The organism is Halopenitus salinus (assembly GCF_042662125.1).
GTDB classification, from domain to species: domain Archaea; phylum Halobacteriota; class Halobacteria; order Halobacteriales; family Haloferacaceae; genus Halopenitus; species Halopenitus salinus.
Genome location: NZ_JBHSXL010000008.1, coordinates 166,460 through 179,952 on the forward strand (window position 1 = coordinate 166,460; position 13,493 = coordinate 179,952).

The window sequence follows — 13,493 nt, forward strand, 5'->3', positions numbered from 1 at the left end:
GCTCCCCATCAGTCACCGGACCCATGCGACTCGGCATCATCAGCACCGCGGCGATCGCGAGGGAGGACCTGATCCCGGCGGTCAGACGGGGCGAGCACACGGTACAGGCGATCGCTTCCCGGAGTGAAGATCGGGCGCGGACGGTCGCGGACGACCTGGGGATCCCCGACGCGTACGGCTCCTACGAGGCGCTCTTCGAGGCGCCGAACGTGGACGCGGTGTACAATCCGCTCCCGAACTCGATGCACGCGGAGTGGTCGAAGCGCGCGGCGGACCACGGGAAACACGTGCTCTGTGAGAAGCCGCTCGCGAGCGACGCCGCGGAGGCGAAGGACCTCATCGAGTACTGTCGCGAGCGCGACGTCGTCCTGATGGAGGCGTTCATGTACCGGTACCTCCCGCGGAACCTGCGCGCCCGCGAGCTGGCTCGGGATCTGCTCGAGGACGTCCACCACGTGAGCGGGACGTTGAAGTTCCCGCTCGAGGACCCCGACGACATCCGGCTCGACCCCGATCTGGCCGGCGGGAGCCTGATGGACCTCGGCTGTTACCCGGTCTCCGTCGCGCGGTGGATCCTCGGGGAGCCCGACCGGGCGTTCGCGTACGCCCACGACGCGCGCGACTGCGGCGTCGACACCCGAATGGACGGACTCCTCGAGTACGACTCCGGCGCCCTGGCCCAGTTCGACTGTTCGTTCGACGCCCAGGACGTCCAGCGCTACCGGATCGAGGGGGCAAACGGCTGGATCGAGGCGGAGCGGGAGGTGACCTACAACGCGCCCACCGACGTCTCGACGACGCTCGAGTACCACGTCGACGGCCGCCACGCCGTCGAGGAGTTCGATCCCGCGGACCAGTATCGCCACGAGGTCGACCACTTTTCCGAGTGTATCGAGTCGGGGGAGACGCCGAGGACGGGCGGGCAGGACTCGATCGACAACATGCGGGTGATCGACGCGCTCTACGAGAGCGTTGAGACCGGCGAGCAGGTCCCGCTGTGAGAGACTACCGGATAACCGGGGAACGGTCTACCCGGTGTTCTTCATGCCGGCCGCGATCCCCTTGACGGTCAACCGGAGGGTGCGCTCCTCGAGGTCGGTTCGGTCGTCGTGATCGAGGAGATGGACCTGCAGCAGGTTCAGGGGGTCGATGTAGGGGTTTCGAAGCTCGAGGTTCTCGCCGCGCTCGCGCGTTCGCGGGGAGTCCTGGCCGCTTATCTCCTCGAGGAGATCGGTCGCGCGCTCGTACTCCTCGCTCACGCGGGGGAAGAACCGATCTCGGAGGTCGGGGTCGGCGATGTCGGCGTACTGGCTCGCGATCTCGAGGTCGGTCCGGGACATCGAGGCCGCGGCGTTGTCGAGGGTGGTTCGGAAGAACGGCCACTCCTCGTACATCTCGCGGAGGACGTCCATCGACCCGCCGGCGTCGAGGTAGGCGTCGACGCCCGTCGCGATCGCATACCACCCGGGGAGGATACACCGAGACTGCGTCCACGAGAACACCCAGGGGATGGCCCGAAGGTCCTCGACGGTGCGCTCGTCCGATCGGGAGGCGGGCCGCGAGCCGAGGTTCAGGTTCTCGATGACGGTGATGGGGGTCGCCTGCTCGAAGTAGCTCACGAAGCCGTCGGTCTCGAGGAGGTCGCGGTACTCCGCGCGGGCGGCGTCGGCCATCTCGTCCATCGCGTCGATCCACTCCTCGCGGACCTCCTCCTCCGGCGTCTCGATGGCCTGCAGTCGCGCACGGAGCTGGGCGTTGAGCATCTGCTCGATGTTCCGTTCGGCGATCCGCGGGTTGGCGTACTTCTCGGCTATGGCCTCGCCCTGTTCGGTGAACTTCACCTGGCCGGAGACGGTGTCGTTCGGCAGCGCGAGCAGGGCCTCGTTCATCGGCCCGCCGCCGCGCGATATGGAGCCGCCGCGGCCGTGAAACAGCCGCATCGTGACGTCGTGGTCCGCACAGATCTCGCCGAGGCGCCGCTGGTTCTTGTACAGCGACCAGTTGGCGGCGAGAAAGCCGTTCTCCTTGTTCGAATCGGAGTAGCCGAGCATGATCTCCTGGGTGCCGCCGCGAGCCGAAAGCGCCTTCGCGTACGCCTCGTTCTCGAAGAGCGTCCCGATGATCCGCCGGGCGCCGGAGAGGGCGTATTCGGTCTCCAGGAGGGGAACGACGTCGATCCCCGCGTGCTCGGGAAGCGAGACGACGCCCGCCTGGTCGGCGAGGAACAGCACCTCGAGGACGTGGCTCGGCTCCTCGGTCATCGAGATGCAGTAGGTGTCGATCGCCTCGTTGCCGTACTCGCGTTGCCAGTCGGCGAGGTCGGAGAACAGCCGGAGGACCCGCTCCGTGTCCGGGGAGAGCCCGTCGCGGTCCTCGAGGTCGATCACGGGCTCGTCCTGGAGGACGGCGTCGGTGAGGAACTCGACGCGCTCCTCCTCGGAGAGTCCCCGGTAGTCGATCCCCTCCCGGTCGAGCGCCTCGGCGATCGCGTTCGTGTGTTTCTCCTGGTGGTCGCGGAGGTCGAGGCTGGCGAGCGAGAAGCCGAAGGTGTCGACCCGCCGTGCGATCGGGTCGACGTGGGCATCGGCGACGCTCTCGGCGTCGTTTCTCCGCAGGCTCTCGGCGAGCACGGAGAGGTCCTCGCGTAGCTCATCGGCGCTCCCGTATCCGCCGGGACGGACGTCCCCGACCCGGTCGAGCCGCTCGCGCATGAGTTCGAGCTTCTGGCGGTAGGGCTCGCCGGGGTAGCGTTGCTCGGCGGTGCGCGCGGTTCCGGGGAGCCGGTCGCGGTCGCGGTCCAGCGACTCGCGGAACGCGGAGCCGACCTCGATCCGGCTGCCGTCCTGGCTCAACACGCCCGTGAGCCGCTCGAGCTGTGAGCGATATCGGTCGAGGACCACGGAGCGCTGTCGCTCGAGCGTGGCGGCGGTCACCTCCGGGGTGACGTAGGGGTTGCCGTCGCGGTCGCTGCCGGCCCACGACCGGAACTCGAAGAGCGTCGGAACGTCGATCGACTTCTCGAGCGTCTCCGCGAGCGCGTCGTCAAGCTCGTCGTAGACCTCGCCGACGACGTCGAACAGCGTGTTCTCGAGGTACCACTGGACGTTTCGCGCCTCGTCCTCCGGCTCCGGCTGGCGGCTGCGGACCTGCGGCGTCTGCCAGAGGCTCGTCACCTCGGCGTCGACGTCGCGCCACACCTGGTCCGCCTCCTTGTCCGTGAGGAGCCGCTCGTCGAGCGTCTCGAGGTGGGTCGCGACCGTCCGGAGCTTCGATTTGACCGTCTTGCGTCTCGCCTCGGTCGGGTGGGCGGTGAACGTCGGCTCGACGAGGACGTCATCGAGCACGCGCCGGACGGTCTCGCGATCACGCTCGCCGAGCTCCTCGGCGACCGCCTCGAGGCCGTCCTCGAGCGTCTCCGCCTGGGAGTCCGATCGAAGCGTTCGGACCCGCTCCCGCTCCTCGGCGAGGTTGACGAGCTCGAAGTAGGTGGTGAACGCGCGGGCGACGACCCGCTGGTGGTGCGGCGAGAGCCCCTCGAGCTCGCTGACGAGCGGCTCACGGGTGTCGATCTCGCCGGAGCGATAGTCGATCGCGTTCGTCCGACAGGATTCGACCGTCTCGAAGGCGCTGTGTGAGGTCTGGTCCTCGAGGACGTCCCCGAGCAACGCGCCGAGCTCGCGGACGTCCTGCTGGACGTTTCTCGTGTGTCTATCCATACCACACCAAGGCGGCTCGGCACGTAAAAGCTCCTTGATGAACGACCGCATATCCATCCGAATCGCCGATGATCGATCGATAATGACCGTTGATGCGGAGTAAACTGGACGGTCATTCATCGATGTCGGATATCGATCCGGACATGAAGGATCGGTGTGCATCCGCGAGTCGGACGGTGCTTCGGGGGGACGTCGGGGGGTGTGGGACCGAGCACGGGGCCGTCCGGAGCGGACTCGAAGCGGCGGGAACGACCGATCGCGAAAAACGGCCAGTGAGGAAAAGCGACCGCTCAGGAGCGGTCGGCGACCGCGAGCGTGCGATCGACCTGTTCGCCGATCGGGGCGTCGTCGGGGGCGGGAACCAGGGGCGGTCGGACGTCGTCGGTCGGAATGACTCCGCGGTGGACGAGTCCGGACTTCGCGGCCGGGGCGAACCCGTAGTCGGTACACGCCTCGAAGAGGGGTGCGATCGCCTCGAGTTGCAGTTCGCGGCCGCGCTCGTCGTCGACGCGGTCGACCGCCTCGCGAAACACCTCGGGGACCGCGTTCGAGAGCGCGTTGACGCCGCCGTCGCCGCCCATCCGCATCGAGGCGACGAGGAGCGCGTCGTACCCCTGCAGACAGAGGAACTCCTCGGGCGTCTCGCGCAGGACCGCGGAGAAGTACTCCAGGTCGCCGCTCGAGTCCTTGAGCCCGAGCGCGCGGTCGTGGTCGGCGACGGCGGCCACCGTCTCCGGTTCGATCCGGCCGCCGGTACACTGCGGGATGTTGTAGAGGAGGACGGGAAGCGACGCGCGATCGAGGACCGACTCGAAGACCCGCCTGTTCCCCTCGGGCGCGTTCGCGGCGATGAAGTACGGCGGGACGATGGCGACGGCGTCGGCGCCCGCGTCCGCCGCCGCGTCGATCGCCTCGACGGTCTCCTCGACGCTGGTCCGGGCCGCGCCGGCGATCACCGGCACGTCGGCGGCCTCGACGGTGAACTCGGTCACCCGGCGCTGTTCGGCGGGCGTCATGCTCGGGAACTCGCCGGTCGTCCCGCACGGGAAGACCGCGTCCACCCCGCCGTCCTGTACGTGGTCGATCAGTCCCTCGAGGGCCGCCTCGTCGATCGCCTCGCCGTCGTAGGGCGTCACAAGCGGGGTGGTGACGCCTCGAAGTGTGGATCGCAGATCCATACCGGGGCCAGGGGGTCGGGTGAGTTAAATATCGGTGATGTCGTGGAACGGGGTCGTTTCCGGGTCGGCGTCCCGAACGATTCCTGTCCCGCGATCGACCACGACCGGCACAGCGGCCCGCCGCGATCGACCACGACCGGCATAGCGGTCGTGGTCGATTATCACGCGTGATGAGCGAACGCGTACATTTATCCGTCGGGTCGGCGAGTTCACGGACGAGTTACCACGAGGATGTCACGAAGGAGCCATCTCGCGGTCCTCGTGGTGGTGGCCGCGCTCGCGGGCGTCGCCGTCGGGGGGGCCGCCGCCACGTCCGCGTCCGCGGGTTCGATGGACGAAGCCACGGACGTCGAGCACGCCGTCGACGGCCCGTGGACGACGGGCGGGATCGCACAGACGACCGGATCGCCCGGCGCGACGATCGACGTGTCGCTCGACGGCACCGCGGTCGAGGACGGCGGCTCGATCACGACCGGGAACGACCCGACGCTCTCCGTTCGAGCCGAAAGCGAGGGGACGATCCGGATCGTCTCCGTCCGGATCGACGGCCGGACGGTCCGGTCGTACGCCCCGAACGACACCGCCCTCGAGACCTCGACGGACCTGGACCTCGAGTCGGGAGCACACGATCTCCGGGTCGTCGTCGAGACCGACGGGTCGACGACGATCTACGACGCGACGGTCACCGAGGACTCGACGCGCCCGCTCATGACCTTCGACTCGCCGTTCTCGACGGGATTCACCGGAGAGAACAACACCTACGAGGGCCCGAAGGACGAGTACACGCTCAACAAATCGAACATTCTGCTCGAGGGGAGCTTCCACGACGAGTCCCACGTCGAGAAGGCGATCATCGAGACGACCTACCACTACAACTACGCCGACAATACCCGGGGCGAACGCGAGCGCATCGTGCTCCGGGATCCGGGCGAGTCGATCTCCCAGCGGCTCCGGCTCGGGCCGAACCAGCCGGAGCTCGGAGCGGGGTTGAACACCCTCGAGATCACGCTCTTCGACGCGTTCGATCACGTGAAGAAGTACCGGATCGAGATACGCGTCGAGGACACCGACCCGCCCGAGATCGAGGTGCTCGACCGCGAGGCCGTCGAGACGCGCTCGGCCGTTCGCCTCCACGTCCGGGCCTCCGACCGCGTCGGGGTCGAGTCGGTCGGGACCCGCCTGGGACCGAAGGACGGCTCCGGACTGCAGTACCAGCTCAGCCCACAGCCGCCCGGCGCGCGGCCGATCGAGCACACGTTCACCCGAACGGTCGAGGTGCCGAGCGGCTCGGAGACGATAACCGTCGTCGCCGAGGACGGGACGAACCCGCCCGCAAAGCGGGAGGTGACGGTCAACTACACCGAGCTCGTCACCCCGCGAGTGCAGTTCGACCGCGAGGCGACCGAGGCGGTCGACGGCCGGCGGATCCGGGTCCGCGGACGGGTCTACGACGGACAGATCTCCCGCGTCCGCGTCGAGACCGTCTCGCCCGGCGGCGACGTCCTCGACCTCAACACGGCGTACACGGGCGGGATCACGGACTCGGTGACGATCGACGAGACGCTCCGGATGGACGTCTACCCCGCGACGATCCGGGTACGAACGATCGACGTCGACGGGACCGAACACGTCGAGACGATCCGGGTGTCACAGTCGGCGGACGCGGTCGGGGACGGCGACGCGGAGCCGATCGTCGTGGACCCATCGAACGGCTCCGCAGGAGACGGGACGGGCGGCGAGTCCGGCGACGGGGCGTCCGACGGCGGAGAGGGAGGCGGAACCGGAGGCGAGAGCGAAGCCGACGGCGACGGAACGGCCGACGAGGACGGCGGCTGGCTGCCGGGATTCGTCGCGGACCGGCTCCCGCTCGGAATGATCCCGACCGGGTGGTTCCCGCTTGCGACCATCCCGACCGGACCGCTCCCGATCGGGCCGATCCCGGTCGAGATCGGGCTCGGCGTCGGCCTCGCGGGCGGCTACCTCGGCGTGCGCTGGCTCACGTGGTGATCGTCAGTCGTCCGCGGACACGGTTCGGGGGAGTCAGTCGTCCGCGGGCGCGGTCGGAACGTGGCGGCGGGTGGTGGCGGGGACGTCGAAGCCCACGAGGACCATCGCGAACAGGACGAGCGGGGAGAGGAACCCGAACAGGTAGAACGGGGCGTACTCGAGGGTCGGGACGCCCGTGACCGTCGCCATGTAGACGCCGCCCGCATGCCAGGGGATCAACGCCCCGGTCGGGGTGCCCGCCGCCTCCACGGCCCGCGAGAGCTGGTCGCTCTCGAGGTCGAACTCCTCGTAGAGGTTCCGCAGCGTGACGCCCGGCAGGACGATGCTCATGTACTGCTGGGCGGTGAGGACGTTGATGACGATCGCCGAGAGGCCGGTGCCGGCCACGAGGCCGCCGGAGCTCCGGAGCGTGCTCACGAGGCCGTGGGCCAACACGGCGAGGACGCCGGTCCGCTCCAGGATCCCGCCGAGCGAGAGCGCCGCGACGACGACGGTGATCGTCCAGGCGGACCCGGTCAGTCCGCCGGCCGCGAGGAGGTCGTCCACCAGTTCGCTTCCGGTCTCGGGGCTGGTGCCGTACATGAAGACCTCCCAGGCGGCGAGGAAGCCGACGTCCTGGAGCAGGACCGTGGCGAACACGCCCGCGAAGACGCCGGCGACGAGCGCCGGGAGGGCGGGGTGGCCCCGCAACGCGAGTCCGAAGGTCACGAGGAGGGGGAGGAACACGAGCGGCGTCAGCTCGTAGGTGCCCGCGAGGGCGGTCTGTATCTCGAGGAGGCGGTCGACCGGGATGTCGCCGGCGGCGCGCACTCCGAGGGCGCCGAAGGCCGCCACGGCGATGCCGAACGCGAGGGCCGTGCCGGTACGCATCCGACGGATGTGCGCATAAAGCGGCGTGTTCGTCACGCCGGCGGCGAGGTTCGTGGTGTCCGAAAGCGGCGACTGCTTGTCGCCGGCGTAGGCGCCCGAGAGGACGGCGCCGACCGTCATGGGCGCCGCGATCCCGAGTCCGGATCCGATCCCGACGAACGCGACGCCGAGGGTGCCGACGGTCGTCCACGAGGAGCCGATCGAGAAGGCGACGACGGCCGAAAGCAGCGCCGCCGCGGGCAGGAAGGTCCGCGGCGAGAGGACCTCGAGACCGTAGTACATGAGCCCCGGGATGGTTCCGGCGCTGACCCAGGTCGCGATGAGCGCGTAGATGACGAAGAGGATCAAAAGCGCCTGAACGCCCATGAGGAGGCCGTTCGAGATGCCCGAAAAGAGGTCCTCCCAGTCGTATCCCAGGTACCGGCCGAGGCCGGCGACGAAGACGATGCTCCACAGGAGCGGCACGTGCGGATCGAGCCCCAGCGCGGCCGAGCCGACGCCGAGGAAGGTGACGACCGCGAGGACCGGTACGAGCGCGAGCCGGAGGGACGGCCGGCGGTCGACCGGGATCTCCTCGTAGGTCGTCGGGGTGAAGTCGGGAGCCATTACGAGCGAATATGTCCTTGGAGAATTAAACTTCGTTGGTTTATTCCCACAAAGCATACAACGTGCTACCAACGAACACGATATCGGCGGGTGGGCGGGCGCAGGGGGACGTCGAGAGGGCGCGGGGGAACGCCAGGAGGACGCAGGGGAACGTGGCGGGGTGCGGATGGGACGTGGAGGCCGCAGGTAGAACGTGTGGATCCGCGAGCGGACCGAGGCGGATCACGGGACGGGCGTGAGGCGGCCCGTCGGCACGGAAGAGTTATTCGGCCGGGGCGACGGATCGCGAACGAATGAGACGGGAACGGGGGGGCGAGAGGGGCCGTGAACCGCGCGTCGATCGACGGGCGGTCCTGAAAGGGGTGGCCGGAGCCGCGAGCGCGTCGCTTTCGGGGTGTGGCGCGCTCGAACGCGAGGACGACGCCGGAACGACGGAGGCGACGGACGACCGAGCGCGGGAGCTGGCCGAGCGGTTCGCGCCGCGGATCTACTTCGACGCGGCCGAGAAGTGGTTCCCGACGGATCCACGCCCCTACGAGAGCGAGCGCGACGGCGAGGCGATCGTCGACGGGTTCGACGCGCTCGACGGCTACCACGAGCGGTTCGACGAGGACGGGGAGCCGCCGAACCCGACGGTCTTCTACCACGTCGTCGAGTACGACGACTCGCCGCTCGCGGCGGTGCAGTTCTGGTACTACTCCGCGTTCGACCAGTTCACGACCAACTTCCACTGGCACGACTGGGAGGTGCTTTCCGTCTTCGTGGACACGGACGACGGGGAGCCGCGTCTCTACGTCGCGAGCTCGCACTCGCGGAGCGTTCCGAACAACGAGTTCCTCGATCCGGACCCGGAGACGACGCCGCGGATCCTCTCCGAGCTCGGCTCCCACTCGAGCGCCCTCTCGGTCAACGAGGTCCCGGACCGCTTCCAGCGAATCTCGACGGAGGGACTGCTCGCGGACATCACGAACACGGCGATAGACGGGATCGAGGACCTCGCGGAGATCCCGCTCGCCTACGGGCTCCCGCGCGACGAGGGGTCCCGACTCCCCTACGTGGTGCCGGAGTACGAGGGGGCGCCGATCTACGAACACGACCGGCTCCCCTCGGTCACCCGCGAGTCCCTGATCGACGAGGAGCTCACGGTTCGCTCGTTCGATGCGATCGAGTCCGTTCCCTCAAGTCTCCCCGAGCGGGAGACGGGACTCGTCTTCGGACACGAGGAGACGGCGGAGACGGAGGGGAGCGAGGCAGGCGGCACGGAAGCGGACGAGGCGGGCGGCACGGAGAACGGAGGGGACGGTGAGACGACGGACGTCGCCTACGAACTGGTTCCGATCGCGGAGATCGAACACATCACTGACTTCACCGGCCCGCAGTTGAGCTTCGAGTTCGCGATCCCGGAGGCGGTCGAGGACGCGATGGCCGGCCACATCACCACGACGGGAACCCCCTGGAGCCAGCCGCGGTTCTCGAACCCGGCGACGGACATCACGGCCGCGAACCATCGACAGTCGCTGGCCGGGGAGTACGCGGCGATCGGCGAGGCGGCCCCGGTCCACACCGTGCTCGCCCGGGTTACGGACGCGGTCGTCGACGAGGAGGCGCCGACGAACGAGGGGATCTCGACCACGGAGTCGTCCGTCGAATCGATCGCGCTCCTGGAGAGCGACCCGGAGGCCGTACCGACCTTCGGCGGCGTCGCCGCCGTGCGGGACGTGGCGGCCGGCGACCACCGGCTCACGGTGAACGGAGCCGGGAGGACGCCCCACAGCGAGCGGGTGAGCGTCACGGAGGACGGCCCGGCGACGACCGCCGGCGTCGACGGGGAGATCCCGCTCGTCGCACGCGAACACGCGAGAAAGCTCGAGGTCACGGACGCGGAGGCCGACGTCGACCTCTCGCGCGTGGCGGTCGAGGACGACTTCGGCGGCCGCATCTACGAGTCGGCGGTCGAGGGATCCGACGCGGTCTACGTCCACGAGGGGGGAGCGTACACGACGGAGGTCCGCGATTCCGACGACGCGGTCGGCGCGTATCGGGTGAATCCGGATCCCGGGAACGAGACGGGGATCCGCATCGATCGCCCCGAGACCGGCAAGGCGTCGCTCGCGAGCTTCGTCGCCGACATCGCCGAGGAGACACACGAGCAGGTGGCGGCACTCGAGGACGGGACGAGCGACGACGGAGGCAGCGAGGACGACGGCGACGACGCTGACGGCGACGGAGGGGACGGTTCCGGGCGAACCGGCACCACGACCGGCGGCGGAAACACGACGTCGGACGGGTCGTCGAACGCGATCACGGGGTTGCGCCGGGCCCTGGAGGCGGTCGCAGAGAGCGCTCGAGCGGCCGCGGAACGGGCGCGGGCCGGCGAGCGCGGGAACGCCGACCGTCGCCTCGAGACGGTCATCGAGCGGCTCGGTCGGGTGAGCGACCGGCTCGCGGCGGCCGAAGGCGACCTGCCGAATCCGATCGCGCGAGCGAGCGAAAACCGGCTCGATCAGGCGGGACGTCGGGCCGAGCAGGCCCGCGAGAGCGACGCGCTGTAGCGGATGCCCGGGGATCAACCGGACGTGGCACCGCCGCTCACGCGTGTTCGATCTCGACGTGCCACTCGTCGTCGGCCACCTGCGTCGTCTCGTAGGTGAACCCGCGGCGATCGAGCACGTCGTAGAGGGGTTCCGGCTCGAAGCCGTTGATCAGCGTCAGTCGCTCGTCGGGGTCGAGGTCCGAAAGGGCCTCCTGGATGCGGTCGAAGGGCGGGTCCTCCGGATCGCGAACGTCGAGTCTGCGTTCGTGAACGCTCATCGAGCGTCGATACGGACGGACCGCAGGTGACGATTCCCTCGAATATGTTCGATCGACGGTCAGGACACGCCGATCCCGTTTCGGCGTCACTCCCGCTTCGGGAACTCCGCGCGGAACTCGTCCGCGGCCTCGCGGGTGACGGCGTACCCCTCCTCGTCGAAAGCCTCGACCTCGGCCGCCATCTCGTAGAACAGCGGCTTCGGCTCGTGGTCGTTGACGATCGTCAGCGTCTCGCCGGGCTCCATCGCGGCGAACGCGTCGTGTATCCTGTCGTGTCGATCGACCGGCGGAACGTCACGGACGTCGAGCGTTGGCATACACTGGCGGATCGGGGGCGGGGACACCTGCGTCTTCAGGCGAACGTATTCGGGGGCGAGACGCGGGTCGGAGCCGGCGCGCTCGGGGGACCCACCGCTCGAGGAGCGGAGCGAACTCGAACCCGACTCAGGCCGGCGTCGAGACGCCCCATCGGACGCGGTCCCACAGGCGCTCGTAGGCGTAGTAGGTCCCGGTCTTCACGACGTTCGCGAGGAGGCCGATGTTCACGGCGTCGTCGAGATCGCCGACGACGAGCCACGCGATACAGACGGTGATCGCCACCATGAGGAGCCGGTAACAGAGGGTCTTGGCGAGCGCTCGACGACGCGAGTGAACGGCGGTTCGCGAGAGTCCCCCGGGCATCGACCGGACGTTTCGGGAGCGAGGACTTATAGATAACCGATAGTGCGAACCTTTCCAACCGTTAGTTACTGTTTTTAGTTACACCGCGGGTGCAGACGGTTTATCACGGCGCTCGACCGATCGGGGATCGATGACTGGACTCACCTGGAAGACGACCGGAGGCGGGATCGACTACACGTGTCCGGGCTTCGACGTCCGGCGCGACGAGGTCCGGTTTCCGGACGGGACGGAGGGCGAGTACCACTACCTTGAGGAGCCCCCGGCGGTGGTGATCCTGCCGTTCACGCCGGCGGGCGAGGTCGTCGTGATAGACGAGTGGCGCCAGGCGGTGGGGCGGGTCAACCGCGGGCTTCCCGCGGGCTCGATGGAGCCGGGCGACGACGGGGACCTCGAGGCGGCCGCGGCCCGCGAGCTGGCCGAGGAGACCGGCTACGCGGCCGACGGCTTCGAGCCGCTTCTCGACGTCGAGCCGTCGAACGGCGTCTCGAACTCGAGACACCAGCACGTCCTCGCGCGGGGGTGCGAGCCGACGGCGGAACGCGACCTCGATCACGACGAGTCGATCGCGGTCGAGGTCGTCGCGTACGACGACCTGCTCTCGGACGTCGTCGACGGCCGGATCGACGACGGGCGCACGGTCACGGCGGTGACGTACCACGAGTTGATCACCCGGTAGCAGCACGTCGACACTCGGCGTACCGGTGTGCCAACAGTTTTCCTCGTCCGCCGCCAACCCGCGTGCATGTCGAGCCACGTCGGTGGACGAACCGCGCTGATCGCCGCCGTCGCGATCGTCGTCGCGATCGGATTGGGTGCCGGCGGCCTCCTCCTCGGGTTCCTCCTCACGCTCGTCGGAGGGGTCGTCTTGACCCTGATCGGGATCGAAGTCACTCCCTCTTTGGGGATCGTCTTGAGCCTCGTGTTCGTCCAGGGGGTCGGCTGTGCGGGCGTGGCGCTCGCGTACGTCCAGGTGCAACCGGAGATTCGGCCGGTCCTCCGCGAGCGTCTCGGGGTCCCGATCGACGCGACCCGCTTTTCGATCGGCGCCTCCGTCCCGAACCTCCGCGAAGCCCTCGTCGTCGCGGGAGGGTACGTGCTGGCGTTCGCGGGGGCGCTCGCCGGCGCGTTCGCGATCACGGCCTACCAAGCGCTCTCCGGAACGAGCCTCGAGACCGGGACGAACCAGGCCGCCCAGATCGGCATGGAGAACCCCGAGGTCCTCCTGCTTCTCATCCCCGCGTCGATCCTCCTCATCGGCCCCGGCGAGGAACTGCTGTTTCGCGGCGTCGTCCAGGGCCGGCTCCGGGAGGTCTTCTCGCCGGTGACGGCCATCGTGGCCACGAGCGTCGTCTTCGCGGGCCTCCACTGGTTCGCGCTCACCGGCGGCTCCGCGACGGGCAACCTCGTGAGCATCGGCGTGTTGATCGTCCCGAGCCTCGTCTTCGGGGCCAGCTACGAGTACACCGGAAACGTCGTGGTCCCCGCGCTCATCCACGGCGTCTACAACGCGACCCTGTTCACGCTATTGTACGTCACGATCGCGTACGCGGACGCGATTCCGGGAGGGATCGCGATGGCCGCCGCGGCGTTTTGAGGCGGCGGCCGTCGACCTCCGCCACCCGCC

Annotated in this window: 11 protein-coding genes; 5 read left to right on the forward strand and 6 right to left on the reverse strand. The window is 69.0% G+C overall.

What is annotated here, in order from left to right:
* The first annotated feature begins 23 nt into the window (after nucleotides 1–23).
* Entirely contained in the window at nucleotides 24–1,001 is a 978-nt protein-coding gene (locus tag ACFQE9_RS09095) for a Gfo/Idh/MocA family protein (protein WP_379743556.1), read from the forward strand.
* Between the two features lie 27 nt (nucleotides 1,002–1,028).
* Here ACFQE9_RS09095 and ppc read toward each other — a convergent pair whose 3' ends face one another.
* Complete coding sequence (gene ppc, locus ACFQE9_RS09100) at nucleotides 1,029–3,716, reverse strand: phosphoenolpyruvate carboxylase (RefSeq protein WP_379743559.1); 2,688 nt, start codon at nucleotides 3,714–3,716, stop codon at nucleotides 1,029–1,031.
* Between the two features lie 290 nt (nucleotides 3,717–4,006).
* Entirely contained in the window at nucleotides 4,007–4,894 is an 888-nt protein-coding gene (locus ACFQE9_RS09105) for a dihydrodipicolinate synthase family protein (protein WP_379743562.1), read from the reverse strand.
* A gap of 231 nt (nucleotides 4,895–5,125) precedes the next feature.
* Between ACFQE9_RS09105 and ACFQE9_RS09110 the strand changes: the two genes are divergently transcribed.
* Nucleotides 5,126–6,901, forward strand: a complete 1,776-nt coding sequence (locus ACFQE9_RS09110) for a hypothetical protein (protein ID WP_379743564.1) — start codon at nucleotides 5,126–5,128, stop codon at nucleotides 6,899–6,901.
* A 33-nt stretch (nucleotides 6,902–6,934) separates the two neighbouring features.
* Here ACFQE9_RS09110 and arcD read toward each other — a convergent pair whose 3' ends face one another.
* On the reverse strand, nucleotides 6,935–8,377 hold the full coding sequence (arcD, locus tag ACFQE9_RS09115) for an arginine/ornithine antiporter ArcD (protein ID WP_379743567.1): 1,443 nt from the start codon (nucleotides 8,375–8,377) through the stop codon (nucleotides 6,935–6,937).
* A gap of 293 nt (nucleotides 8,378–8,670) precedes the next feature.
* On the opposite strand from arcD, the gene ACFQE9_RS09120 reads away from it, so the two are divergent.
* Complete coding sequence (locus tag ACFQE9_RS09120) at nucleotides 8,671–10,929, forward strand: hypothetical protein (RefSeq protein ID WP_379743570.1); 2,259 nt, start codon at nucleotides 8,671–8,673, stop codon at nucleotides 10,927–10,929.
* A 37-nt stretch (nucleotides 10,930–10,966) separates the two neighbouring features.
* Here the strand turns inward: ACFQE9_RS09120 and ACFQE9_RS09125 are convergent, their stop codons facing one another.
* From ACFQE9_RS09125 to ACFQE9_RS09135, 3 genes are all read right to left on the reverse strand, one after another.
* The gene (locus ACFQE9_RS09125; protein ID WP_379743573.1) at nucleotides 10,967–11,188 is read right to left on the reverse strand and encodes a DUF2249 domain-containing protein; all 222 of its coding nucleotides are present in this window, start codon (nucleotides 11,186–11,188) and stop codon (nucleotides 10,967–10,969) included.
* Nucleotides 11,189–11,274: 86 nt separating this feature from the next.
* Nucleotides 11,275–11,505, reverse strand: coding sequence for a DUF2249 domain-containing protein (locus ACFQE9_RS09130; protein WP_379743576.1), 231 nt, complete (start codon nucleotides 11,503–11,505; stop codon nucleotides 11,275–11,277).
* Between the two features lie 127 nt (nucleotides 11,506–11,632).
* The gene (locus ACFQE9_RS09135) at nucleotides 11,633–11,869 is read right to left on the reverse strand and encodes a DUF2061 domain-containing protein (protein ID WP_379743579.1); all 237 of its coding nucleotides are present in this window, start codon (nucleotides 11,867–11,869) and stop codon (nucleotides 11,633–11,635) included.
* 130 nt (nucleotides 11,870–11,999) lie between these two features.
* On the opposite strand from ACFQE9_RS09135, the gene ACFQE9_RS09140 reads away from it, so the two are divergent.
* Nucleotides 12,000–12,545 carry an NUDIX hydrolase gene (locus tag ACFQE9_RS09140; RefSeq protein WP_379743582.1) on the forward strand — a complete coding sequence of 182 codons (546 nt, stop codon included), beginning with the start codon at nucleotides 12,000–12,002 and terminating at the stop codon, nucleotides 12,543–12,545.
* 66 nt (nucleotides 12,546–12,611) lie between these two features.
* Entirely contained in the window at nucleotides 12,612–13,463 is an 852-nt protein-coding gene (locus ACFQE9_RS09145; RefSeq protein WP_379743585.1) for a CPBP family intramembrane glutamic endopeptidase, read from the forward strand.
* Nucleotides 13,464–13,493: the final 30 nt, after the last annotated feature.